The sequence below is a fragment of the Kitasatospora sp. NPDC059088 genome, assembly GCF_042738155.1.
Classification (GTDB): domain Bacteria; phylum Actinomycetota; class Actinomycetes; order Streptomycetales; family Streptomycetaceae; genus Kitasatospora.
In genome coordinates, this window is sequence record NZ_JBHYGR010000125.1 from 1,985 (window position 1) to 28,236 (window position 26,252).

The window sequence follows — 26,252 nt, forward strand, 5'->3', positions numbered from 1 at the left end:
CTTTGGGGGGGTGGGGTGTTCGGCTTCTCATCCTCGGGTCTTTGTTTTGGCCCCCCCCCGCCCCCCCCCCCCCCGCGGCGCGGGGGGCGGGGCGCCCCCCCCCCCCCAGCCCGGCGTCACGCGGTGGGCTGCCGCCGGTCGACCACCGCCCGGAGCTTGCCGCTGGTGGGCGTCCGTTCGAAGGCGGCGGAGGGGGCGGTCTCGACCGTGACGTCGAGCAGGGCCTCCGCGACGGCCGAGCCCAACTCCGGGACGGCGGCCAGGAACGCGGCGCGGGCGGTGGCCGCGGGCGGGGCGTAGCGCTCGTCGAGGCGGACGGTGGCGTGCTCGCGCTCCGCGCCGGTGTCCAGGACCAGCTGGAGTTCGCCCTGGTAGCCGAACTCCTCCTGCGCCACCGCGCCGAGGCGCCGGACGTTGAGGAAGTACGTGCCGACCCGGACGACGTCCCCGTAGCGGCCGAGGAGTTCGATGCGGGGGGTGTGGCTGCCGCAGGGGCAGACGCCCTCGACGGCGCGGCCGAGGTCGCCGATCTGGTACCGCTCCAGGCGCTGCCCGGCCCGGGTGCGGCTGGTGAAGACCAGGCGGCCCGGCTGCCCGGCGGGCGCCGGGGCGTCGGCCTCCGGGGCCAGGATCTCCAGGGTGTGCAGGTCGGTCAGGACGTGGTGGACCGAACCCTCCGAGTGGGTGCACTGGTAGCCGAGCGGCCCCAGGTCGGTACTGCCGTACGCCGCCGAGCGGATCACCTCGACGCCGAACTCCTCGGTGAGCACCCGGCGTTGCTCCGCCGTGAAGTGCTCGCCGCCGTAGAACACCTTGCGGATCCCGCCGTACGCGCGCAGCGCGGTGGCCTGGTCGTGGAACAGCTGCCAGAGGTACGAGGGCATGCCGAACACGGTGTCCGCCCGGTGCGTCACCAGGGCCTCGGCGGTGGCGGCGTGGTCGGGGCCGGCGGCGATCGGGAGCTGGGTGGCGTTGAGGCGCTCCAGGATCGAGAAGAAGCTGATGAAGCTCCCGTACATGCCGCCGCAGTAGAACAGGTTGGCGGCGCGGTCCCGGGCCGGGTCGAACCCGGCGGCGAGCAGGCCGTCGGCGGAGGCCCGCATCTGGGTGTCGTAGTCGGCGTTGGTGAACACCGACAGGGCCGGGGCCCCGGTGCTGCCGCCGCTGCGGAAGTGGAGGTGGGCGTGCTCGGGAGCGAGGGTGCCCAACTGCTCCTGCACCCCGGCCTTGTCCAGCAGCGGGCCGCTCGGTGCGGCGGGGACGAAGGCGGGGGCCGCCAGGTCGTCCAGGCAGGCGGTGGTGGCGAAGGCCTCGTCGGCCCGGACGCTGACCCGGCGGCTGTAGCGCTGGAGCGCGTACACGCCGTCGTGGGGCTCGCCGTGGTAGCCGTCGAGCATCCCGCCGACCGGGGTGACCCGCAGCACGCCGGCGGCGAGCACCGCCTGCGACAGCCGGGCGACGTCGGCCCGGCTGCCGCCGATCGCGGCGGTCTGCAGGTAGCGGCGCATCGGGCGCAGCACCGTCATGGCGGAGCCGCGGGGCAGCGGCTTGACCCAGACGCTGCGGTGGAGCGGCGAGGCGGCCAGGGCGGGGCGGGTGTCGGCGAGGACGCGCCAGGACCCGTCCTCGGCGGCCAGGACCCGGGTCAGGCCGAGGTGTTCCTCCAGGCGGGCGATGAGTTCGGTGGTGGTGACCTCGGCGTGCTCGGCCGGTTCGAGTGCGGGCCGGGGGAGGCGGGCGGAGGCCTCGGCGAGGTGGGCGGCGAAGCGCTCGGCGAAGGCGAAGACCTCGGTGGCATCCGTGGCTTCGGCGGTGCTCTCGGTGCCCTCGGTGCCCTCGGTGCCCTCGGTGCCCTCGGTGTCGAGGTAGATCACCTGGGGGCTGGAGCAGGCCTGCTGTTCGAAGCGGCAGACGTCGGCGGCGAGCGCGTCCAGGGTCCGCGGGTCCGACCAGGCGTCACGGGTCAGGTAGGCGAAGGAGATCCGGTGGCCCCACTCGACCAGGCGGCAGCCGGCCGGGACCAGTTCGGCGACCGAGCGGACGGCGTCCTCGCCGCCCCACACCGCCACCGCGTCGGCGGGCTCGCACAGCAGGCGCAGCCACTCGGTGCGGGAGGAGGGGAAGCGCAGTGCGACGATCCGGCGGGCCAGCGCGCCGGTCGGGTCGGCGGCGGCCAGCTCGGCGAGCAGGAGCTGGGGGAGCAGCGTGTCGTTGCTGCTGGTCTTGAGCACGTTGAGGTTGCCGGTGAGCAGGCCCTCGATCACGCTCAGCGGGGCCACGGCGGCGGCGTTGCCGGGGGCGATGTGGACCAGGAGCCCGACCGGCGCCCACGCCTCGAAGGTGGTCTCCCGCGCGTCGGGCCGGGTGAGCCGCTCGGGGCGCAGTCCGCCGAGTTCGCGCCGGAGCTTGAGTTCCAGGGCCGGGCGGGCGATCGCGCCGGTGATCTCGGCGAGCGTCGCGGCCGCTTCGTCCGGGTCGACACCGTCGCCGCCGGTGACGAGTTCGGCGAGGAGGCGGGTGCGGACCGGGCTGCCCGGCGTGGCGAGGGCGTCGGCGAGGCGTTGGCAGGCGCTCAACACCAGTTCGGTGGGCAGGGGTTCGGCGAGGACGCGGGCGGCGAGCGCCGGGAGCTCGGCGAGCCGGCGGGCGGCCTCGGCGTCGTCGATGAACGAGCCCTGCCAGAAGTGGGGCCCGGTGCCGACGAGTTCACCCATCGCGGGCGCAACGGTCGCGGGCTCGGTGGCCACGGGCTCGGTGGTCATGGGTTCGGTGGTCACGACATCCCCTTCAGGAGTTCGGCGGCGGCCGCCGCGCAGTTGCGGTTCCGGCTGACCCCGGCGCGGCCGTGGATGGTGAACCACGGGGTGGGCAGCGGGCAGGGGCACTCCTGCCCGGGGTGCAGCGAGGCGAGGTCGCCCATGACGACGCTCTGCGCCGGCACCGAGGTGATGTACGGGGAGACGAGGTGGAGGAACCCGCGTTCGCCGTACGGCAGGGGCTCCAGGGTGCGGGTGTCGCGCACCGCCGCCCGCGACCAGACCGGGACGTGCAGGCGGTGGTGCCCGCACTCGATGTACGGCACGCAGTGCTCGACCGAGCCGAAGGTGTCGCGGATGCGGTCCGAGGGGATGCCCAGCTGCTCCGTCACTCCGGCGTAGAACTGCTCCTTGCCGATCTGCCGGTCGGTGTGCCCCTTCCAGCCGCCGCCGAGCAGGACCAGGGAGCCGGCCGGGAGTCGCAGCGGCGGGAGGCCGAGGGCGCGCATGCGCTCCAGGGTGAAGTGGAGGAAGGACGGGAAGCCCAGGATCCGTACCGGCAGGCCCTCCTCGGCGTAGCGCTGCAGGGCCTCGATGCAGCCGTGGACGTCGAACTCGTGGCCGCTGCCGGTGTGCCGCAGCGCGTGGGTGGTGTGGTTCGCCGGGGCGAAGTCGCAGAGGTAGTTGTCGGTGAACGAGGTGCCGAGTTTCAGCTGCGGGGCCGGCTCGTAGCTGTACAGCAGGTAGTTGACGGGCTGGTCGGGCGTGATCCAGCCGTAGTGGTCGAAGATGTGGGCCACCATGCGCTGCGCGGAGCGGATCGTCCAGCTGTCGAAGAACATCTGCGACTTCTGGCCGGTGGTGCCGGAGGAGGTGAGGTGGAGGAACACGTCCTCGCGAGGGATGGAGAGCACCTCGTGGCGCTTGAAGAAGTTGGCGTGCACCAGGGGCGTGCGGATCCCCTCGCCGACGGTCGGCGCCGGGGTCTCCACCGGGCCGTCCAGCAGGGACCGGAGGAACGGCGAGCGCTGTGCGTGCCAGGCGTGGGACTCGGCCATCGCGGCGGCGAACAGGGCGTCGGTCTCCGGCCCGGCCGTGTACGGGGCGGCGAGGTCGCAGAGCTGCTGGACGTGCGGGAGCGCGGCCGGGTCGGGGACGGTGACCGGCGCGAGATGGGTGTTCACGGGTCGGTCGGCCGGGTGGTCGGCCGGGTGGTCGGCCGGGTGGTCAGTCAGGTGGTCAGTCATCGTGAGACCTCGGAAATGGGTAGGTAGGTCGACGTCCAGGCGGTCAGGTAGGCCAGCAGGTACGGCTGGAGCGGACTGCTGACGGCCGCGGCCCGGAAGTCGATCTGACGGCTGGTGCGGGACAGCACCACGTAGTCGTGGAACCGGTCGCCGATCCGGCGCATCGCCGGGTAGACGGCGCTCGGGATGAACCCGGCGGCCAGGAACGCGTCGAGCCCGGCGGTGTCGGCCAGCGGCAGCAGCGTCTCGACGTAGTCGGCGCCGGCCCGGGTGACGGCCGCCATCAGCGGTTCCAGCGCCCCGGTGAGGGCCGCCGGGGACGGGTGCACCGCGATCAGCGAGCAGCTCGCCGCGACCCGGTCCAGGTCGGCGTAGGCCTCGAACGCGCCGTCCGGCGGGGTGAGTACGGCGTTAGGGACGTGCAGCGGGAAGAACCGCTCCCCCGGATCGGGGAAGAGTTCGAGGAAGCGGCGGCGGACGAAGGCGGGTGCGGTGACCAGCTCCATCGGCGCGGTGACCGGCGCGGTCCGTCCCAGGGCCGGGGCGGGGGCGTCCGTCGGGCGGGGGTGCCCGTAGTCGACGCCGGTGCTCTGCCGGGCCGCCTCCAGCAGCGGGACCAGGGCCCGGGGCACGGCGTCGACGCGCTCCCGGCGGGCCAGGACGCCGTCGGCGTGCCGGGCGAACAGGGCGAGGCTCTCGCACCCGGCCACCTCGACGGCGTTCGGCATCAGGCCGAGCGCCTGGAAGCCGTTGCGGGAGAGGACCTGCTGGGGGCCGGGGGTGACCACCCGGGCGGTCGCGTAGACCGAGTCCAGGGTGCCGGCGGCGAAGGCGTCCGCGCAGACGGCGGCGGTCAGCCGTCCGGCCAGCCCGGCGCCGCGCTGGTCCGGATGGACCGCCAGGCCCACCAGTTTGCCGATCCGGCCGCCGGGGTCGGTCTGCACCGCCACCGAACCGGCCAGCCGGCCGGCACCCTCGGGGCGGGCGGTCAGCCAGTGGGTGTGCGGGTCGTCGATCAGGCGGCGCATCTCGGCGGGGTCGCTGCCGAGCGCGACCGGGTAGCCGTGGCCGTAGACGTCGAAGTAGAGCTGCCGCAGCTGCGCGACGTCCTGCGGTACGGCCGGGGCGAGCGTCACGGTCATCGCACGGCCCCGTTCGGCTGCGCGGTGGCGGTGGCGGTGGCGGTGGCGGTGGCGGTGGCGGTGGTGTCGGTGCTCGTGGCCGGCGTCGTGGCCGGGGCCGGTTCGCGGCGGCCGGTCCACCACAGCGCGGCGGCGACCGGCAGCACGCCGACGGCCTGGACCAGGCACAGCGTGCGCGCCGGGAGGTGGTCGCCGAGCAGGCCGAACGCCAGCGAGGACACCGGGAAGGTCGCCCCGAGCAGCGCCTGCATGACGGCGAAGAAACCGGGGCGGTCCTCGGCCGGTACCAGGCGTTGGAACAGTGCCACGAACCGTACGCCGATCACGCCGACGCACCAGCCGGCGACGGCCATCGCCCCGACGGCCGGCGCCTGTCCCACGGCCAGGCCGGGCAGGCCGAGCGCGGCGGCCATCAGGCCCAGACAGCCGGCGCCGACCGCGGTCGGCGAGCCCGGGAGCCGGCCGCCCGTGAAGGAGCCCACCAGGGTGCCGGCGCCGAGGGCCGCCTCCAGCGCGGCGACGGTCGAGCCGTCGGCGTGCAGCACGGTCCGGGTGTACAGCGGCATCACCACGAACACCGCCGTGGTGAACACGTTCGCGGCGGCGAAGCAGAGCAGCACCCGGCGGATGAACGGGAGTCCGGCCAGGATGCGGCGCAGCGGACGCCGGGCGGCGGGCGACGGGACGTCCGCGGTTGCCGGGCCGTCCACGCCCGGGGCGGCGGGGGTGCCCGGGGCTGCGGGGGTGCCCGGGAAGCGGGTCGCGCCGACCAGGGCGGCCGCCAGCAGGTAGGCCCCGGCGCACCCGGCGACGATGCCGGGCAGACCCGCGCCGTCGACCACCAGCGGGCCCAGCAGCCCGCCGGCGAGGCCGGCCAGCGACTGGGTGGCGAGTTCGAAGCCGGTCGCGGCCTCGATGTCGGCGTCCTGGACCAGCTCGGGGACGGAGGTGGTCAGGCAGGGGTCGAAGACCGCCTGGCAGCCCGCCAGCAGCAGCGCGGCACCGTACATGACCGCCATCGGCGGTGTCGCGGTGTACGTCCAGCAGGCCGTGCCGAGCGCGACCAGACCGGCGACGGCCGCGGCGGCGGCCAGCACCGTGCGGTGCGGGCGGCGGGCGATGAGCGCGGCCACCAGCGGGGCCAGCGCCACCGCGGGCAGGGTGCTGACGGCGAGGAAGGCGCCCGAGGCGAGGCCCCGGTCCGGGCCGGCGGCGTAGCCGATCAGCCACCACACCGCGCCGACCTGGAACATCCGTCCGGCGGCCTGGGTGAGGACCTGCGCGCCCCAGACGGCGGCGAAGCGCCGGTTGCGCAGCACGAGCGGCAGGTGGCGGGCGGCCGCCTCGGTCGTGTCGACCGCTTCGGCTGCTCCCGCAGCCCGGGCCCCCGTCACGAGTGCGGCCGTTCGTCGAGGACGCGGATCAGCTTGCCGGTCCGCGGGTTGACGGCGAGTTCGTGCGGACGCACCCACGTGACGGACAGCGGGTGGACGTGGCCGGCGGCGGCCGCCTCCGGGTACAGCGGCCGCGCCGTGTGGACGGCGGTCGTGACGGCGGCGGCCAGTTCGGGGAGCCCGGTGGGGTCCCCGTCGCAGGCCAGCCGCAGGACCAGCCCGTCGCGGCCCTCCCAGCGGCGCACCACCAGCTGGACGCCGATCACCCGGCCGGCCGGGTCGGCGGCCCGGACGAGGTCGAGCACGTCCTGGGTGTACAGCGACACCGGCCCCACCCGTACGCCCTCCTGGGCCCGGCCGAGGATGCGGAACCGGCCGGTGGCGACGTCGGTCCACTCCGCGCGGTCCCCGACGGGGTAGCGCAGGACGGGCATCAGCCGTCGCCGCAGGTCGGTCACCACGACCCGGCCCGGTACGCCCTCGGTGTCGATCGGCTCGCCGGTGTGGTCGTCGAGGATCTCCACCACCGTCTCCGGGGTGAACGCCCGGTGCACCCGGGTGTCCGGCCCCGGTACCGGGCGGCCGAGCAGCCCGGCATCGACGGCGGCGTAACCGATCGACGAGACACGGGCGTTGGGGAACACCTTGCCCAACAGCGGCTGCTGGTCCTGGTAGAGGCCCTCGCCGCCGAACAACAGCAGTTCCACGGAGGGGAGTTCGCGGCCGGAGGCCAGGAGGTGGTCGGCCAGGGAGCACAGCGTCGTCGGGGTGCCGGCGACCACCTCGACCTGGAACTGCTCCAGGGTCTGCGTGGTCGACTCCAGGGGCGCCGCCCCGCCGATCGGCAGTCGGACGTTGGAGACGGGCGAGCGGTGCAGCGAGTCGAGGATGAAGGTGTAACTGGCGTACAGGTCGCCCGCGTAGAAGAGGTCGGCGACCCGGTGCCCCGGGCGCAGCCCGGCGTCGACCAGTCCGGCACCGAAGGAGGTGGTGAACTCCCGCCACTCCTCCCGGCTGTAGAAGGAGAACTTCGGCGAGCCGGTGGTGCCACCGCTCTTGAAGACGACGGCCTCCTCCAGCGGCCCGGTCAGCAGCCGGTTGCCGCGGGGCGTGTTGGCCTGCCAGAACTCGGCCTGCGGGACGACCGGGAGGTCGGTCAACCGCGCGGTCGGGTCGGGCAGGCCGGCGTACAGCTCGGCGTAGAAGGGTGAGTTGCGGCGGGCGAAGCGTATGAGCTCCGCCAGGGGTTGAACGGGCATCAGTTCCTGCTTTTGGGCGTGCGAGGGCGGAGCGAGGTCGTGCGGGTGCACGAGCTCGCCCTACGGGTCGGAGGCGATCTTGGAGCCGGCGGTCGGTGGAATTCGATTCCGGTGCGACGCGGCGGGCCATGGGTTCGGGAAACGGACCGAGCGTGCGCACCGAGGTTCAGTGGTGCGCGGATGGTTCGTCAGCTGATGCGACATCGGGGTCTGTGGGGTCACCCGCTCGCAGAATGCAAGGCTATCACCAGGATATGCCTTCGGAACCCTGGTTGAGTTGTCATCGAATGGTATGGATACGATCCGAGCCTTCATTGCTGCCGTGTTACGGCGATATGACGCGCGGAGGGTGAGGTGGATCTCCCGGCGGCCGGACGGGGGCGGGGGGTCCGCGCCCCCGTCGGCCGGTATTCGCCATTCAGTTAGTTGAATTGACGACATTTCATGCTCGGACTGCCTGATGGCGGAGCGGATGTCGGAATTGCCGACGGCCTCAGGAGGTGCGGGCGGCCAGGCCCTCGGCGACGGGGGTGAACAGCAGCCCCCAGTTGCCCGGGAGGGCGGCGATCGCGGCGGTGAGGTAGCCGCGGGCGACCGTCCATTCGTCGGGGTGGTGCGACGGGCCGTGGGTGGCGACGGTCTCCAGGCAGTCGTCGACCGTGTCGGCGAAGTCGTCGTCGTCCGGCGCGGCGTGGCCGAGGCGCTCGCAGGCCCGCGCGAGTCCGGCGGGCAGGTCGGTGGCCGGGTCGAGGTCGGTGGCGGCGTCGAGGAGGTAGAGCAAGTGGCCGCCCGGCTCCGGGAGTTCGGTGCGCAGGGCGCCGGTGCGGAACTCCCGCTCGGCGTCGTCGTCGACCAGGGCGGAGGCCTCGGCGGCGTCGGCCACCAGGGCCGCCCAGTAGGCCCGGTCGTGCGGGCCGTCGCTCTGGCGCAGGTGGGCGGCGGCGAACGCGGCCATCGCGTCCGGGTCGTCGACGAGGGGCGAGACGACCAGGTCGCTGCGGTGGTCGAAGGCGAAGTAGTGGCGGCGGCCGTCGAGCGTGAGCGACTCGATCCCGGCGACGTGGCCGACCCGCCCGGGCAGCGGTTCGTGCGGGGAGTCGTTCCGGGAGCCGTGCGGGGAGCTGTCCGGGGGCCTGTGGTGGGACGCGTGCGGGGAGGTCTGGGCGGCGCTGATGTCCATGGCCGGACCGTAGCGGGGGCCGCCGACAACGCCGGGTGCCGTGCGCTCCCGGCCCACCTGGACGGGCCTGGCCCGGATCCGGCGAACTCGCCCCGGCGGCGGCCGCGTTCGGGCCCGGCCGGGAACGGCCGACCGGGCCCGGGCGTCCCCGTCTCAGAGCCGTACCAGCGCCTCGGGGGTCAGGTCGGCCAAGGTCGGGTAGCCGTCGACGGCCATGAGGAGGTCGGCCTCGGCGAGCAGGGAGCGCAGGACGTGGACGATGCCGTCGGTGCCCTCCAGTGCCAGCCCGTAGGCGTACGGGCGGCCGACGCCGACCGCCGTGGCGCCGAGGGCGAGTGCCTTGACGACGTCGGCGCCGGTGCGCACCCCGGAGTCGAACAGGACGGGCAGGCCGGCCGCGGCCTCGACCACGCCGGGCAGCGCGTCGAGCGCGGGCAGGCCGCCGTCGGCCTGGCGGCCGCCGTGGTTGGAGCAGTAGACGCCGTCGACCCCGCCGTCCCTGGCGCGGCGGACGTCCTCGGGGTGGCAGAGGCCCTTGAGGATGATCGGCAGGTCGGTGAGGGACCGCAGCCAGGGCAGGTCGTCCCAGGTCAGCGGGTTGCCGAAGAGGCCCGCCCACTCCAGGACGGCCGCGCCCGGGTCCTCCTCCGGGGCCTTGGCGAGGCGGGCCCGGAAGACCGGGTCGGAGGTGTAGTTGGCGAGGCAGTGGCCGCGCAGCTGGGGGAAGTTGGAGGCGGCCAGGTCGCGCGGGCGCCAGCCGGTGATCCAGGTGTCCAGGGTGACGACGATGCCCTTGAACCCGGCGGCCTCGGCGCGGTGGACCAGGCTGGCGGCGAGGTCGCGGTCGGTGGGCGTGTAGAGCTGGAAGAAGCCGGGGGTGTCGCCGAACTCGGCCGCGACCTGCTCCAGCGGGTCGACGGTGAGGGTGGAGGCGACCATCGGCACGCCGGTCCGGGCGGCGGCCCGGGCGGTGGCGAGGTCCCCGTGGCCGTCCTGGGCGCACAGGCCGATCACCCCGACCGGGGCCATGAACAGCGGCGACGGCAGCCGCAGCCCGAACAGTTCCACCGACAGGTCCCGCTCCTTCGCGCCGACCATCATCCGCGGGTAGAGGCCCCAGCGCTCGAAGGCGGCGACGTTCGCCCGCTGGGTGGCCTCGTCCCCGGCCCCGCCCGCGACGTACGACAGCACCGACGGCGGCAGCGCGGCCTGCGCCCGCGCCTCCAGCTCCGCGAAGGCCATCGGCATCGTCGGCAGCACGCCGCCGAGCCCGTTGAGGTAGATCTCGTTCTGGTAGTCGCCGAAGTGCTGCGCCATGGTTCTCGGGCCTTCCTCGTCGGTGTCGGTCCAACGGTCGCGAAGGTACCCCGGGCACGGCGCCCGCCCGTGGGGCGGGTGGTGGGGGTGGGGGCGGGCGGGGTGGCGGGGCCCGGTGGAGGGGCGTGACGGCCCCATTCCCTTGGGCATGTTCATGCTCTAGCTTGTTGGTGGTGGTCGATCTCGCTAGTGATCCTTGGGGAGGATGGAAACCATGCGTCCCATCGCGAACAAGCACCACGCAGAGGCCTGGAACGGTGAGGAAGGCGCCCATCGGGCGGAGAACGCGGACCGGTACAACGCGATCGTGGAGGCCTTCAACGAGGACCTGTTCCGGGGGGCCGCGATCGGCCCCGGGGACCGGGTGCTCGACGTGGGCTGCGGCACCGGGCAGGTCGCGCTGCTGGCCGCCCGGCAGGCGGCCGGGGGGCAGGTGCTCGGAGTGGACCTGTCGGTGGCGTCGCTGGCGCGGGCCCGCGCCGACGCCGCCGAACAGGGCGTCGGGAACGTCGAGTTCGCGGAGGGGGACGCGCAGGTCTACCCGTTCCCCGACGGCGGGTTCGACGTCGCGCTGAGCCGGGGCGGGTGCCTGTTCTTCTCGGACCCGGTGGCCGCGTTCGCCAACATCCGGTCCGGGCTGCGGGAGGGCGGCCGGCTGGTGTTCATGGTTCCGCAGGCGGGGTCGGCCGACAGCCCGATCGCGCGGGCCACGTCGGCGCTCGTTCCGCTGATGCGGATCCCGGCGCCCACCGCCCAGGGCATGGACTCGCTGCTGGAGCCGGACCGCATCCGCGAGGTGCTCGGCGGGGCCGGGTTCGACGGCGTGGAGATCGCGCCGGTCCGGGCGCTGATGAACTTCGGCCAGGACGCCGACGACGCGGCCGAGTTCATCCTCGGCCAGGGCGGTGTGCGGATCAACCTCAAGGACGCGGACGACGCGGTCGTCGAGCAGACGCGGCAGGGGCTCAAGGACGGGCTGCTGGGCCACGAGACGGCGGAGGGCGTACTGATCCCCGGGGACGTCTGGCTGGTCAGCGCCGTCCGCCCCTGAGGCCGGAGGCGACGGCGAGGCCCCCGGACCCGGTTGCGGGTCCGGGGGCCTCGGCCGGTACGGCTGCGGTTGCGGCTACCCGCGGGCCGACCGGGCCAGCAGGGCCTTCTCGTCGACCTTGCCGTTGAGGGTGAGCGGGAGTTCGGGCACGGGCACGTACACGGTCGGCACCATGTAGGCCGGGAGCGTGCGCGCGAGTGAGTCGCGCACGGTCTCCACGGGCACGGCCTCCTCGAGCACGAGGTGGGCGACCAGCCGCGGCGCGGGCGGGGCGGTGTCGAGCAGCACATGGCAGTCGAGGACCCCGGGCAGGCCGCGGAGCGCGGTCTCCACCTCGCCCAACTCGATCCGGTAGCCGTTGAGTTTGGTCTGCCGGTCCAGCCGGCCGAGGTAGACCAGGTCGCCGTCGGCGGTGCGCAGCACCTCGTCGCCGGAGCGGTACCAGCGGCGGCCGGGTTCCACGTCCTCCCGGAACCGGGCCGCCGTCATCGCGGGGTCGCCCAGGTAGCCGAGCGCCAGTCCGGCCCCGGAGACCAGCAGTTCACCGGGGGTGCCGTCGGGGACCGGCCGCAACCGCTCGTCGACGACGCGGACCTCCAGGTCCGGGAGCGGCCGGCCGATGGTGCCGGGGCCGCCGGCCTCGGCGTCGCGCGGCGACAGCCTGGCGCAGGTCACGTGCACGGTGGTCTCGGTGATGCCGTACATGTTGATCAGCTCGACCGCGTCCCCGGCCAGGGCGTACCACGGGCGCAGCGCGCCGGGGTCGAGCCGCTCCCCGCCGAGGACCACCCGGCGCAGCGCCAGCCGGTGCGTCTGCTCGGGGGTGAGGACGGTGCACAACTGCCGGAAGGCGGACGGGGTCTGGTTGAGGACGGTGACCGCCCGGTCGCCGAGGAACCGCGCGAAGTCGGCGGGCGTGCGCTTGGTCCCGGGCGGCACGATCTCCAGCCGGCCGCCGTGGAGCAGGGGGCCGAACAGCTCCCACACCGAGAAGTCGAAGGCGGGGGAGTGGAACAGGCACCAGACGTCGTCCGGGCGGAAGTCCAGGTGCCGCGCGCAGGAGCGGAACAGCCGCAGCACGTTGTGGTGACTGACGACCACGCCCTTGGGGACGCCGGTCGAGCCGGAGGTGAAGATGACGTAGGCGGGGGACTCCGGGTGCGGCTCCGCGGGGGCGAACGGCGGCTCCGCGGAGGGGAGCGGCGGAAGGCCGTCGGCGGCCGCCATCGCCTCGGAGATCCGGACCGGCCGGACGCCGGGCAGCGCGGGCAGTCCGGGGAGCACCTCGTCCTCCGCGAGGAGCGGCAGGGCGAGGAACTGTTCGAGGATCCGGCGCATCCGCTCCGGCGGGCTGTCGGGGTCGACGGGGACGTAGGCCTTGCCAGCCCGCAGGACGGCCAGCACGGCGGTGACCAGGTGGAGCCCCGGCCGGAGCGCCAGGCCGACGTACGGGCCGCGGGCCGTCCGCCGGAGGTGGGCGGCCAGGCTGCCGGACACGGCGTCGAGTTCGGCGTAGGTCAGCTCCCGGTGGCCGTCGCGGACGGCGACGCGGTCGGGGTGGTCGGCGGCGGCGCGTCGGAAGGCGGCGTGGAGGGACGTCGGCGCGGTGCCTGGCTCTTCGGGTGCAGCGGACAACGAGGACTCCTTCGGGAAGGCGGCCCGGTTCGTATTTCACCGGTATTTCGACGTCTTTGCTGGTCAGCGAGCCCGAGGTGATTGTAGTTCGGGCCGGTGGCCGTCGTCTCGGGTTTGACGCGACGGGAATCGCTTCCGGTGGCATCGGTGACACCGGGAACGGCGGTGGCCCGTGGGGTTCCTGACGGCTCCTGGGCGGGGGAGGGTTAGCCGGGTGTGCCGGGTGGTGGGGGATGTATCGGGATTGACTGACATGGTCATGAATGTTAATCTATTGAAGATCATGGAACTGGCGAGTCGTGAACCGCCCTTCTGGTCCGACCGTCGTACTTCATTTGCTATCGGATTTCCGGCACCTGTCGAATCCTGGGCGAAAGTGGGGTCATGGGGTCATGAAGGTGTGGATCAACGGCGAGCTGTTCGATCCGGAAGAAGCTTCGATATCGGTGTACGACCACGGCCTGATCGTGGGCGACGGCGTCTTCGAGACGGTCAGAGCCGGTCACGGCCGACCCTTCGTCCTGACCCCCCACCTGCAGCGCCTGGCGCGCTCCGCCGAGGGCCTCGGGCTCCCCGCCCCGGACCTGGACGCCGTCGAACGCGGCGTCCGGGACGTGCTCGCCGCGGCCCCCGCGTGGGCGGTCGGCTGGATCCGGATCACGCACACCAGCGGCGTCGGCCCGCTGGCCTCGAACCGCGGCGACCAAGGGCCCACCACCGTGGTGGCCGTCGCGGAGGGATGGTCGTTCCCGGCCCCCGCGGACGTGGCCGTGGTGCCGTGGCCCCGGTGCGAGAACGGTGCCCTCGTCGGCCTGAAGACCACGTCGTACGGCGAGAACGTCAAGGCCCTGGACCACGCCCGGCAACGGGGGGCCGGCGAGGCGGTCTTCGCCAACCTGGCCGGGAACCTCTGCGAAGGCACGGGGAGCAACGTCTTCGTGGTCGTGGACGGGAGGCTGACGACCCCGCCGCTCTCCTCCGGGTGCCTGGCCGGAATCACCAGGGAACTCGTCCTGGAATGGTCCGGTGGCGAGGAGGCCGACCTGCCGATCGAGCAGTTCGCGAATTGCGAGGAGGCATTCCTGACCTCCACCACGAGGGACGTCCAGCCGATTCGACTGGTGGACGGAAAAGCGCTCCCGGCGGCACCCGGACCGGTCACCTCCCGGGTGCGGGAAACCTTCGCCGAACGCAGCGCGAAGCTGCTGGAATCCTCCTAGAACCCCCTTCCTCCGACAAGGCGTTCCACCCCGGGAAACGGTGTTCCGTCCCCGCCGCCGACCCGGGTGACATTCGCGCGCAGAAATACCGCCAAGGCGTTCCGGCAGAACTCGCCGCGAACTCCGTCGGCGTGCCCGTTCCTTCGTCAGCGCCGGAGCTCGGCCGAGGAGAGAGAATGCGACTGCCTGGCCGTGGAACGAGTCATCCGTTCTTCGTGGATGCCGTCCTCGCACACGCCCGCCGGGATCCCGACCGGACCGCGGTGGAGTCCGACGGGGGCCGGCTGACCCGCCGGGAGCTGGCGGTCCGGAGCGGAGAGCTGGCCGCCGTCCTGCGCGGCGCGGGCGTCGTCCCGGGCGACCGGGTCGCCATGATCGTCGGCCGCGGGGTGGAGATCGCCGTGGCGCTCCTGGCGACGCTGCGGGTCGGTGCGGTGTACGTGCCGGTCGACGTCTCGTGGCCGGACAACCGGATCCGTACGATCCTGGCGGACGCCCGGGCCGCGGCCGTCGTCTGCGACGAGGACAACGGGCGGCGGGACTGCTTCCCCTCCGGGCAACTGCTGCTCGGCGTCGGCGACCACGGGGCCGACAGGGCAACGGACTTGACGGCGGCGGACGCCACGGCAACGGACTCCACGGCAACGGACTTCGCGCCGCCGGACCCGACGGTGGCGGACTTCACGCCGGACGGCTCCCACCCGGCGTACATGATCTACACCTCGGGGAGCACCGGCCGTCCGAAGGGCGTCGTGGTGCCGCACGGGGCGCTGGCCGCCCGCCTGGGGGCCTTCGAGCACGTCTTCCGGCTGAGCGGACGGGACCGCTTCCTCGCCCAGTCCTCGGTGGCGTTCGACGCGAGCATCCTCGACCTGTTCCTGCCGCTGGCCCTCGGCTGCCGGACCTTCATCGCCTCCGACGCCCAGCGCCGCGATCCCGACGAGGTGCGGGGCCTCCTGGAGTCCCGCTCGCTGAACGCCACCTTCGCCACCCCGACCCAGTGGCGCTCCCTCGTCCTGGTCGGCTGGCAGGGCGGCCCCGACATGCGGATGCTGTCCAGCGGCGAGGCGATGCCGCCCTCGCTCATGGAACAACTCGCCCGGCGCGGAACGGTGTTCAACGCGTACGGGCCGACCGAGGCGACGGTCGTGGTGTCGGTGGCGGACCTGCGCGCCGGGGACGCGGTGCACCTGGGCACGCCGCTCCCGGAGGTGGAGCTGAGCATCGAGGACGAGGACGGGACTCCCGTCACCGAACCCGGGCGGGCGGGCGAGCTCTTCATCGGCGGCCCGCACCTGGCCACCGGGTACTGGAACAACCCGGAGCTGACGGCGGAGAAGTTCGCCGGCGGCCGGTACCGGACCGGCGACCTCGCCTCCTGGAACGCCGACGGCTGCCTGCTGTACCACGGCCGGGTCGACGACCAGGTGAAGGTGCACGGCCACCGGATCGAGCTCGGGGAGATCGAGGAGGCCGCGCGCTCGCTCGGGCTCGTCGACGAGATCAAGGTCGTCGTGGACGACGGGGACCCGGTACGGCTGGCGGCATTCTACACCCCGGCGGGACGGACCCCAGCCGAGGTCCGGGCCGCGCTGGCCACCGAACTCCCGGCGTACATGGTGCCCGCGGTGTGGACCGAGGTGGCGGCGCTGCCGCAGGGGACGACCGGAAAGGTGGACCGGCAGGCCCTGTTGGCACTCCTCGACCGGCGCCCGACCGGTGGAACCGCAACCGTGAGCGCGCACCGACCCGCGGTCGGAACCGCGCAGGAACCCACCGGCGGAGCCGACGACGGGCCCGCCGCCGTCGAGGCGGCGCTGCTGGACATCTGGCGGGACGTCCTGGACGAACCCGGCCTGACCGCGGAGAGCGACTTCTTCGCCAGCGGCGGCAACTCGGTGCTCGCCGTCCGCACCGTGAGCCGGGCCCGGGAGGCCGGCATCTCCTACCGGATGTCGGCGCTGTTCGCGAACCCGACCGTCCGGGAGCTGGTGACGACCGGCCTGGCGGTGCCCGGGGCCGCCCCGGGGGAGGGCCGGTCACCGGCCGGGGCCCCGGAACGCTTCGCCCAGCTGCCGAACGCGGAACAGCTGCTGCGCGGCGGCGGGTTGGACGTCGCGCGGGTGCAGGACGCGTACCCGCTCAGCTCCGTCCAGGAGGGCATGCTGGTGCGGTCGCTCACCGCGCCGGAGAGCGGGGACTATCTGATCCGCATCCTGTGCGACCTGCGCGGGGAGCTGGACCAGGAGGCCTTCCGCCGGGCGTGGGAGGAGGAGGTCGCGAGCCAGGACCTGTTGCGTTCGGTGTTCGCGTGGCACGGTCCGTTCCCCTTCCAGGCCGTCCTCGCCGGGCCCGTCCTGCGCTGGGAGGCCCACGACTGGCGGGAGTTGGGGCGGCGGGCCGCCGAGGAGGCCTACCAGGAGCTGAGCGCGGCCCGCTTCGAGGAGGGGCTGGAGTTCGACGCGGCACCGCCCCTGCGGCTCGACCTGATCGATTTCGGCGCAGGGGCCGCCCGGCTCCTGCTCACCTTCCACCACCTGCTCCTCGACGGCCTGAGCATCCCGCTGCTGCTCCGGCGGGTCCTGCGCCGCTACGACGGGGACCCGGCCGTCGCGGGGGAGCCGGTCCTGCGGTTCGGCGACTACGTGTCCTGGACCCGCCGCCCCGCCGGAGAGCCGGCGCAGGCGTTCTGGCGGGACCACCTGGGCGGTAACGGCGGGGAACCGGCCGCGTCCCTGGTGGCCGACCGACCGGACGGTGGCGACGGCGGCCACGGCCACGGGGCCGACGGCGCGCACCAGTCGACCGCCCTGCACCTGGACCCGGACCGCTGGTCCGCCGTCGTCCGGCGCTGCCGCCGGGCCGGGATCACGCCGAGCAGCCTGGTGCAGGCCGTCTGGTGCCGGGTGGCGCAGGCCTACACCCAGGCCGACCGGGTCGTCTTCGGCCTGACCCAGGGCGGGCGCGGCCTCCAGCCGGCCGGGGCGCAGGAGGCGGTGGGCACCTTCGTGGTCACCGTGCCGGTCGCGGTCGTCCCGGGCGCCCACGACTCGCTGACCGCGGTCGCCCGCTCCGTGCAGGAGGCCAACGCCCGGACGGCGGAGCTGGACCACGTTCCGCTCAAGGACCTCCAGCGGATGGCGGGGGCGGGCCCGGACCGCCCGCTCTTCGACTGCCTGCTCTCCTTCGACCGGGAATGGACCCCGCTCACCGTCGGGCGGCTGTCGGTGGTCGCAAGCGAAACGCTGGAGACGACCGAGTACCCGGTCACCGTCAACGTGCTGGAGGGCCGGGACGGCGGCTGCGAGGTGCTCTTCGCCTTCGCGCGCGGCGCCGTCAGCGCCTTCCGGGCGGAGGGGGTGAGCGGACTCTTCGAGCGCCTGATCGGGCTGTGGGCGGACGGCGCCTCCGACCTCCTCCCGGAGCTGCCCGGCGCACCGGCCCGCGACGCGGAACAGCCCCCCGGGAACGCGCGGTTGTACGTGCTGGACCGGACGTTGGCCCCGGTGCCGCACGGCGCACCGGGGGAGCTGTGCCTGGCCGGGATCGTGCCGGCGGGCCAGGAACCGGCCGGGCGGGAACCGGCGGGCCGGCTCGTGCAGGCCCCGTGGGCCGAGGGGCAGTGGCTGATGCGCACCGGGCAACGGGCCCGGCTGCGCCCCGACGGGACGGTCGAGCACCTCGGCGCGCTCGACGCCACGGTGCCTTCCGAGCAGGAACCCGAGGCAACCGCTGCCGCTACCGCTACCGCTACCGCTGCCGCTACCGATCCCGCGCCCGACACCCCGCCCGACGCCCGCCCCCGGACCGAGGCCGAGCACGCGATGGCCCAGGTCTGGCGCGAAGTCCTCCGGGCGGAGGCCGTCGGACGCGACGACAGTTTTTTCGCCCTCGGCGGCGACTCGATCCTCAGCCTCCGGGTGCTGGCGCTGGCCCGCGAGGCCGGCTGGACGGTGGAGCTGCGCGACCTGCTCCGCACGCCCAGGCTGCGCGACTTCGCGGCCACCGCCGGCCGGACCGCCACCGTCGACGGTTCCGCTTCCCCCGCCGAGTCCGGCCGCCGCCCCGGCTCCGAGCTGCTGACGGAGGCCGACCGGCGCGCCCTCCCGGCGGGGATCGAGAGCGCGTTCCCGCTGACCACCCTGCAGTCCGGCATGGTCTACCACACCCAGCTCGACCGGACCGGCGCGATGTACTGGGACGCCTTCGTCTACGAGATCGAGGGCCGCTTCGCCACGGAGGCGTTCCGTGCCGCGCTCGCCGGGCTGGTCGAGCGCCACCCCCTCCTCCGGGCCCGCTTCGAGCTGGCCGCCTTCCGGGAGCCGCTGCAACTGGTCGAGCGGGCCGTCGAGCCCGCGCTGACGGTGGCGGACTGGCGGGCGGTGCCGGACGCCGTGCGGCGTCGGCGCCTGACGGACTGGCGGGACGACCTCTCGGCGCCGTTCGACGCCCAGCGGGCACCGCTGTTCACCGTGGACGTCATGCTCCTGGACGAGGGCCGGTTCGCCGTCGGGCTGCGGCTGTACCACGCGATCGCCGACGGCTGGAGCCTGGCGTCGATGGTCACCGAGCTGCTGCTCGACTACCAGCGGCGGCTCACCGGGGAGGGCGAGCCGATCGCGGCGCCCCGGGCCGACTACGCCGAGTTCGTCGCGCTGGAACGCGCCGCGGTGGCCGACCCGGACCAGCGGGCGTTCTGGTCCTCCTACCTGGGCGACGCCGAGACCGTACGGCTGCCGACCCGCCGCCCGCTGCGGGACGCCGACCGCCTCGGCACCCGCGAGCTGCGCAGGTACGCGCTCCCCCGGGAGCTGGTGGGCGCGCTGGACGCGCTCGCCGCGGAGCTGGACGTACCGGTCCGGCAGCTCTTCCTGGCGGCCCACTTCCGGGTGCTGTCGATGATCTGCGGGCAGACGGACGTGGTCTCGGGGGTCGTCATGAACGGCCGTCCGGAGACCCTGGACGCGGACCGGGTGGTCGGCCTGTTCCTCAACGCCGTCCCGCTGCGGCTCGACCTGCGCGGCGGCCGGTGGCGGGACCTGGTGCGCGCGGTCGCGGACACCGAACTCGCCGTCGTGCCGCACCGCCGGTACCCCGTCTCGGAGATCAAGCGGCACTGCGTCTCGGGCGGCCTGTTCGACGTCGCGTTCAACTACGTGGACTTCCACGTCTACACCCGGGCCGCCGAGCAGCTGCGGGCGGTGCGGATCCGCGGGATGGAGCACCGCGACGTGATGAACTTCGCGCTCTGCGCCACCTTCTACCGCGGCTGGCCGTACGACAGCGAACTCACCCTCGCCCACGACCCGGACTGCTTCACCGCCGAGCAGATCGACGACTTCGGCCGCTACTACCTGGCGGCGCTGACGGCCATGGCCCGGTCCGGCGACGCCCCGTACCAGGCGCCCCTGCTGGACGCCGCCGAACGGGACGGCCTCGCCCTGGCCGGCCCGCCGCCGGCCGACCGCGCCGCGCTCCTCGACCGGGTGTGGGAGCACGCGGCCCGCACCCCGGACGCCCCGGCGGTCACGGACGCCACGCGCACCCTCGGCTACCGCGAGCTGGCCGAGCTGACCGCGGCCGTCGCGGCCGCCCTGCGGGAGGCGGGCGCGGGCCCCGGCGACGTGGTCGGGGTGAAGGTGCGCCGGGACGCCCGGCTGCCCGCGGCCCTGCTGGGCGTCATGGCGGCCGGAGCCGCCTACCTCCCGCTCGACGGCCGGGCCCCGGCCGACCGCGAACGCTTCCTGCTCGACGACGGCGGGGCCGCCCTGGTGCTCTGCGACGCGGACACCCGCGACACCCTGCCCGCGGGCACCCGCACGCTGGACCTGGACGGGATCACGCCCGCGCGCACCCCCTGGCCCGGCGCCGCCCCGACACCCGACCCGGAGTCGGCCGCCTACCTGATCCACACCTCCGGCTCCACCGGGCGGCCGAAGGGCGTCCTGGTCCGGCACCGCAACCTGGACAACCTGCTGGCGGGGATGGCCGGGAGCCCCGGCCTCGGGGCCGCCGACCGGCTGCTCGCCACCACTGCCGTCGGCTTCGACATCGCGGCCCTGGAGCTGTTCCTGCCGCTGCGCCAGGGCGCCCGGGTGGTGGTCGCCCCGGACGCCGTCACGCGGGACCCGCTGGCCCTGGCCGGCCGGCTGGAGGCGCACGACATCACGGTCATGCAGGCGACCCCGTCCCAGTGGGCGCAACTGCTGGACGCGGGCTGGCGCGGGAAGGCCGACCTCAGGGCGCTGTGCGGCGGCGAGCCGCTGCCGGGCCCGCTGGTGGCGCCGCTGCGGGCCGCCTGCCGCGAACTGTGGAACATGTACGGCCCCACGGAGACGACCGTCTGGTCCTCCTGCGCCCGGGTCGAGCCGGGCGAGCCGGTCCGGCTCGGCACGCCCACCGCCGACACCCGGATGTACGTGCTGGACGCCCACCTGGCCCCCGTACCGCGCGGCGTGGCCGGGGAGTTGTGCATCGCCGGCGGCGGCGTGGCGGCCGGCTACCGCGACCGGCCCGGACTGACCGCCGAGCGCTTCGTCCGCGACCCGGCCGACGGCGGCCCGATGTACCGGACCGGCGACCTCGCCCGGATCGACGAGCACGGCCGGGTCGAGTACCTCGGACGCCTCGACCACCAGGTCAAGATCCGCGGGCACCGGATCGAACTCGGCGAGGTCGAGAACCTCCTCGAACGGCACCCGGACGTCGGCAAGGGGATCGCCGCGCTGCACCGCCACCCCGAGCGCGGCGGGGAACTCGTCGGCTACGTCACGCTCGCCGCCGGCGCGCTCGCCCGGCGCTCCGCCGCACTGCACCGCGCCCAGGTGGCCCACTGGGAGGACGTCTGGTCCTCGGTCTACTCCGGCGCCGACGATGCCGACGACGGTGCCGAGGCTGCCGAAGCCGCCCCCGGACTGCTCAACCTGGCCGGGTGGAACAGCAGTTACACCGGCGGGCCGATGCCGGACGGCGAGATGCGGGAGTGGATCGACACCACGGTCGAGCGGATCCGGTCGCTGGGCGCCCGGCGGATCCTGGAGATCGGCTGCGGCACCGGCCTCCTGCTGGGCCGCCTGGCCCCGCACTGCGACCGCTACGTGGGCACCGACGTGTCCGCCGCGGCCCTCGACCGGGTCCGCGAAGGCGTGCTGTCCGCCCCCGGACTCGCGGGCTGCGACGTGCGGTTGGTGCAGGCCCCGGCCGACGACCTGAGCCGGCTCGGCGACGAGCGCTTCGACCTGGTGGTGCTCAACTCGGTCGTCCAGTACTTCCCCAGCCGCGCCTACCTCGACCAGGTGCTCGCCGGGGCCGTCGCGGTGCTCGACGGGGCGGGCCGGGTGCTGGTCGGCGACGTACGGCACCTCGACCTGGCCGCCGCGATGTACGCCTCGGTCGCCGACCACCGCGGCACCCTGGCGGGTTCGACGGTCGACGAGGCGGTGGCGCACGGACGGTCGCAGGAGAAGGAACTCCTGCTCGCCCCGGGCTACTTCACCGGTCTTGCGGAGCTCGGCGTCACCCGGGCCGAGGTCCTGTTGCGCCGGGGAGCCGTCCACAACGAGCTGACCCGCTTCCGCTACGACGCGGTGCTGCACGTCGGCGCGACCGCCCCGACCGTCGAGGTCGACTGGATCGAAGGGGCCGACGGGACCGACCGGATCGGCCGGACCGACGGGGGCGCCGGGCCGCTCGAACTCGCCGCGCTGGAGCACCGGTTCGGCACCGGCGCGGCGTTCGGCCTGCGCCGGGTCGCCAACGCGCGGCTGGCCCGGGAACGGCTCCTCCTCGGCGGCGAGGCCGACGGCGCCGGGGTGCCGGAGGCGGACGTCGAGGTGCTCAGCGCCCTCGCGGAGCGGTACGGCTACCGGGCCCACGCCAGTTGGGCCGCCGAACACCCGCTCGGCGCCTTCGACGTGGCCTTCGTCCCGCACACCCTGGCGGGCGTGCCCGACGTCCCGGTGGCGCCGCGCCGCGACCGCCCGACCAACACGCCGCTGCTGGCGGAGCTGGAGCGCGGCCTGGCCGCCGAACTCCGTGCGACCCTGGCCGCCGAGCTGCCCGAAGCCGCCGTGCCCACCCAGCTGGTGCTGCTGGAGGCGCTGCCGCTCACCCCCAACGGCAAGGTCGACCGCGGGCGGCTGCCCGACCCCCGCTCGGCACCGGCCGGCGACGCGTACGTGGCGCCGCGCAACGACGCCGAACGGCGGCTGTGCGAGCTCTGGGCCGACCTGCTCGGGGTGGAACGCGTCGGCGTGCACGACGACTTCGTCCGGCTGGGCGGCCACTCCCTGCTGGCCACCCGGCTGATCACCCGGGTCAACCGGGCCTTCGCCCGGGACCTGCGGCTGCGCGACCTGTTCGCCACCGCCACCGTGGCCGGGCTCGCCGCGGAGATCGAACGGCGTGAACCGCCCGCCGATGACCGGGCGGCCGAACGCCCCCGGATCCAGCGCCGACGGCGTGCTGCCCGATGACCCCACCGAGCGACACCACGCGACGACCGGAGACGCCCGATGCAGCCTGACGTTCTTCCCCTGTCCTTCGCCCAGTCGCGCCTGTGGTTCCTGGAGCAGCTCTTCCCGGGGCGGGCGACCTACCACCTGCCGCTGTTCGTCACCCTGGACGGCCCGGTGGACCAGGAGGCGCTGCGAACGGCGCTCGGCGAGGTCGCCGACCGGCACGAGGCGCTGCGCTCGACCTTCCCCGACCGGGCCGGCGAGCCGCGCCAACTCGTCCACGAGCGCGCGGTGGTGGACTTCGCGGTGGTCCCCGCGGAGGCCGACGTCGACGCGCAGCTGCTGCGGCTGGTCGGGCGCCCCTTCGACCTGGCGGCCGGACCGCTGTGGCGGGTGCGGCTGTTGCGGGTCGGGCCGCGCGCGCACGTCCTCGCGGCGGTGTTCCACCACCTGGTCGGCGACGGCTGGTCGTTGGGGATCTTCACCCGGGAGCTCGGGCACCACTACAACCGCGCGGTGCGCGGCGGCGTCAGCGCCCTCGCCGAACCCGCCGAACCCGCCGAACCCGCCGAACCCGCCGAGCCCACCGAACTCGCCGAGCCGGAGATCCAGTTCGGCGACTACGTGCTCTGGGAGCGCGAGCAGCTGTCGGACGAACGCCTGGCGCGCGGGCTGCGGTTCTGGAAGGAGCGGCTGGACGGCGCCCCCGACCTGCTCGCCCTGCCGACGGACCGGCCGCGCCCGGCGGTGGCCTCCGACGCGGGCCGGCTGTTCGGGACCCGGCTGCCCCGCACGCTGTCCGAGGAGGTCCGCCGCCTCGGCGCGCGCGAGGGTGTCACGCCCTTCATGGTGCTGCTGGCCGGGTACGCCGTCCTGCTGCACCGCTACGCCCAGTCCCCGGACCTCGTGGTGGGCGTCCCCACGGCCGGCCGTTCGCAGCCCGAGACCGAGGGCGTGATCGGCTACTTCGCCAACACCGTCCCGCTGCGCCTGCGGGTCGACCGGGGCCAGGGCTTCCGCGAGCTGCTCCAGCAGGTCAAGCAGACGACCCTGGACGCCCACGACCACCAGGACATCCCGCTCGACCTGCTGGTCGACGAGCTGGGGGTGGCGCGGGACCTCAGCCGCAGCCCGCTGATCCAGACGCTGTTCGTGCTGCTGGAGGAGGGCCGCTCCACGCTCGGGGCCGGGCGCAGCGGGCTGGAGCTGGACGGGGTGACGGCCACCGGCCGCCGTCCGGTGACCGGGCACGCCAAGTTCGACCTGTCGCTGGTGGCCGAGGAGACCGGGCGGGGCTACGCCCTGGAGTTCGAGTACGCCACCGACCTGTTCGTCGAGTCCACCGTCCGGCGGATGGCGGAGCACTACGCCCGGCTGCTGGCCGGGGCGGTCGCCGACCCGGCCCGGCCGGTGGGCGAACTCCCGCTGGAGGACCCGGCGGTGGTGGCCGAGCGGGTCCGGTCCCTGAGCGGCGCGGACCTGCCGCACGACCGGGACGTCCTGCTGCACCAGTACGTCGAGCGGTTCGCGCGGAGCACCCCGGACGCCCCGGCGCTCCGGGGCGAGCACGGCGACCTGACGTACCGCGAACTGAACGAGCGAGCCAACCGCTTGGCGCGGGCCCTGGTGGCGCGTGGCGCGGGGCCCGGCGCGGTCGTCGGGATCGCGCTGCCGACCGGGCCCGAGCTGGTGACCGCGATGGTCGCGGTGGTGAAGACCGGGGCGGCGTACCTCGCCGTCGAGGTGAACCACCCGGCCGAGCGGATCCGGTCGGTGCTGGCCGACGCGGGCGCGGCGGTCGTGGTCACCACGCCCGGGCTGCGCGCGACCGTGGCGGGCCGCGCCGAGGTGCTGGTCCCCGCGGACCCGGCCGTGCGCCGGGGCATCGAGGCGCTCGGGTCGGCCGACCTCGGGGTGTCCGTCGGCGCGGACGCGATGGCCTACCTGGTGTACACCTCCGGGTCGACCGGCGAGCCCAAGGGCGTGCCGATCACCCACCGCAGCGTCACCCGGCTCTTCCCCGACCCCGATCCGCTGTACGCCTTCGGGCCGGACGACTGCTGGACCCTGTTCCACTCCTGCGCGTTCGACCTCTCGGTCTGGGAGATCTGGGGCGCGCTGAGCCACGGCGCGGTGCTGAGCCCCGTCCCGCCGACGGTCGCCCGGGCCCCGGAGGAGTTCGCCGACCACCTGGTGCGGCACCGGGTCGGCGTGCTCAACCAGACCCCGGCGGCCTACGAGCAGCTGCTGGACCACTTCGCCCGGCACGGCGTCCCCGACGGGCTCCGGCTGCACACCGTGATCGTGGGCGGCGAGGCGTGGGGCGAGGAACTCGCCGAGCGGCACCGGGTGTTGCTCGGCCAGGTGGCGCTGTTCAACGAGTACGGCCCGGCGGAGGCGGCGGTGTGGACGGCGCACCGGCTCGTCCACGACCCGGTGACGAAGCGCTCGCACCCGGTCGACCTCGGTGTGCCGCACAGCCGGAGCCTGGTCGTGGTGCTCGACGAGGGCGGCCGGCCGGTGCTCCCGGGGGCGGTCGGCGAGATCTGCCTCGGCGGCGAGGGGCTCACCCGGGGCTACTGGAAGCGGCCGGAGCTGGACAAGGCCGCGTTCTTCGAGGCGGTCCTGCCGGGGGTCGGGGCGCAGCGGCTCTACCGCACCGGGGACCTGGGCCGGTGCACCGCCGACGGCCGGGTCGAGTTCGTCGGCCGCAAGGACCGCCAGGTGAAGATCCGCGGCTACCGGATCGAGCTGCGCGAGGTGGAGCGCGCGCTGCTGGCCCTGCCCGGGGTCCGGGAGGCGCTGGTCACCGCCGTCGACGGGCGGCTGGTCGCCCATGTGGTGCCGGAGCCGGGGGCCGAGGCGCCGGGGGCCGGCGCCGGCGTTGACGCCCGAACCACCGAAGCCGCCCTGACCGGCGCGCTGCGCGCCCGGCTGCCGCTCCACCTGGTCCCCGCCCACGTGGTGCTGCTGGACGCGTTCCCGCTGACCGCCAACGGGAAGGTCGACCACGACCGGCTGCCCGCGCCGCGTGCGGCGGACCGTGCCGCCGGGGTGGAGCCGAGCACCCCGACCGAGAAGCTGGTCGCCGGGGTGTTCGCCGAGACCCTCGGCGTCGACTCCGTCCCCGCCGACGCCGACTTCTTCGACCACGGCGGGCACTCGCTGCTCGCGACCCAGGCCGCCGCCAGGATCGCCGACCGGTCCGGCCGGCCCTGCCCCGTCCGCGCGCTGTTCGAGTGCGGCACGGCGACCGCGCTGGCCCGGTGGCTGGACGAGGCCCGGTCGGCGGCCGGCGGGCCCGCCGACCCGGACGGCCCGGCGCTGCCGCGGATCGTCGCCGACCCGCAGCGGCGCTACGAGCCCTTCCCGCTGACCGACGTGCAGCAGGCGTACTGGGTGGGGCGGACGGGCGCGCTGGACTTCGGCGAGGTCTCGGTCCACTGCTACGTGGAGTACGACGTGCCGGACCTCGACGTGGGGGGCGGGGGGGGGGGGGGGCGGGGGGGGGGGCGCGGGCGCCGGGTGCCGCGGCGGGGGGTGGGGGGGGGGCGGGTGCGGGGGCGGGCCCCCGGGACGGGGTGCCGGGACGCGG

12 protein-coding genes are annotated in these 26,252 nt (G+C 74.7%); 4 read left to right on the plus strand and 8 right to left on the minus strand.

The window, feature by feature from the left end; translation table 11 throughout:
• Positions 1 to 116: 116 nt before the first annotated feature.
• From ACFWXO_RS36390 to ACFWXO_RS36420, 7 genes are all read right to left on the minus strand, one after another.
• Positions 117 to 2,714: an acyl-CoA reductase gene (locus ACFWXO_RS36390; protein ID WP_380529510.1), complete on the minus strand. Its 2,598-nt coding sequence runs from the start codon at positions 2,712 to 2,714 to the stop codon at positions 117 to 119.
• 59 nt (positions 2,715 to 2,773) lie between these two features.
• Positions 2,774 to 3,940, minus strand: a complete 1,167-nt coding sequence (locus ACFWXO_RS36395; RefSeq protein WP_380529512.1) for an acyl-protein synthase — start codon at positions 3,938 to 3,940, stop codon at positions 2,774 to 2,776.
• Positions 3,941 to 3,999: 59 nt separating this feature from the next.
• Positions 4,000 to 5,145, minus strand: a complete 1,146-nt coding sequence (locus ACFWXO_RS36400) for a GNAT family N-acetyltransferase (protein WP_380529493.1) — start codon at positions 5,143 to 5,145, stop codon at positions 4,000 to 4,002.
• Complete coding sequence (locus ACFWXO_RS36405) at positions 5,142 to 6,539, minus strand: MFS transporter (protein WP_380529495.1); 1,398 nt, start codon at positions 6,537 to 6,539, stop codon at positions 5,142 to 5,144. The genes ACFWXO_RS36400 and ACFWXO_RS36405 overlap by 4 nt, the downstream gene beginning before the upstream one ends.
• Complete coding sequence (locus ACFWXO_RS36410) at positions 6,536 to 7,798, minus strand: phenylacetate--CoA ligase family protein (protein ID WP_380529497.1); 1,263 nt, start codon at positions 7,796 to 7,798, stop codon at positions 6,536 to 6,538. The genes ACFWXO_RS36405 and ACFWXO_RS36410 overlap by 4 nt, the downstream gene beginning before the upstream one ends.
• A 493-nt stretch (positions 7,799 to 8,291) precedes the next feature.
• Positions 8,292 to 8,978, minus strand: a complete 687-nt coding sequence (locus ACFWXO_RS36415) for a hypothetical protein (protein WP_380529498.1) — start codon at positions 8,976 to 8,978, stop codon at positions 8,292 to 8,294.
• Between the two features lie 153 nt (positions 8,979 to 9,131).
• Positions 9,132 to 10,295 carry an alpha-hydroxy-acid oxidizing protein gene (locus ACFWXO_RS36420; protein ID WP_380529500.1) on the minus strand — a complete coding sequence of 388 codons (1,164 nt, stop codon included), beginning with the start codon at positions 10,293 to 10,295 and terminating at the stop codon, positions 9,132 to 9,134.
• A 214-nt stretch (positions 10,296 to 10,509) separates the two neighbouring features.
• Between ACFWXO_RS36420 and ACFWXO_RS36425 the strand changes: the two genes are divergently transcribed.
• Complete coding sequence (locus tag ACFWXO_RS36425) at positions 10,510 to 11,346, plus strand: class I SAM-dependent methyltransferase (protein ID WP_375890326.1); 837 nt, start codon at positions 10,510 to 10,512, stop codon at positions 11,344 to 11,346.
• Between the two features lie 75 nt (positions 11,347 to 11,421).
• Here ACFWXO_RS36425 and ACFWXO_RS36430 read toward each other — a convergent pair whose 3' ends face one another.
• Positions 11,422 to 12,981, minus strand: coding sequence for an amino acid adenylation domain-containing protein (locus tag ACFWXO_RS36430; protein WP_380529502.1), 1,560 nt, complete (start codon positions 12,979 to 12,981; stop codon positions 11,422 to 11,424).
• Between the two features lie 392 nt (positions 12,982 to 13,373).
• Between ACFWXO_RS36430 and ACFWXO_RS36435 the strand changes: the two genes are divergently transcribed.
• The 3 genes from ACFWXO_RS36435 to ACFWXO_RS36445 all read left to right on the plus strand — a co-directional run.
• Entirely contained in the window at positions 13,374 to 14,201 is an 828-nt protein-coding gene (locus ACFWXO_RS36435) for an aminotransferase class IV (RefSeq protein WP_380529504.1), read from the plus strand.
• Positions 14,202 to 14,377: 176 nt separating this feature from the next.
• On the plus strand, positions 14,378 to 22,675 hold the full coding sequence (locus ACFWXO_RS36440) for an amino acid adenylation domain-containing protein (protein ID WP_380529506.1): 8,298 nt from the start codon (positions 14,378 to 14,380) through the stop codon (positions 22,673 to 22,675).
• Between the two features lie 39 nt (positions 22,676 to 22,714).
• Positions 22,715 to 26,252, plus strand: a 3,538-nt coding sequence (locus ACFWXO_RS36445) for an amino acid adenylation domain-containing protein (RefSeq protein ID WP_380529508.1), incomplete at its 3' end; no start/stop codon positions are given.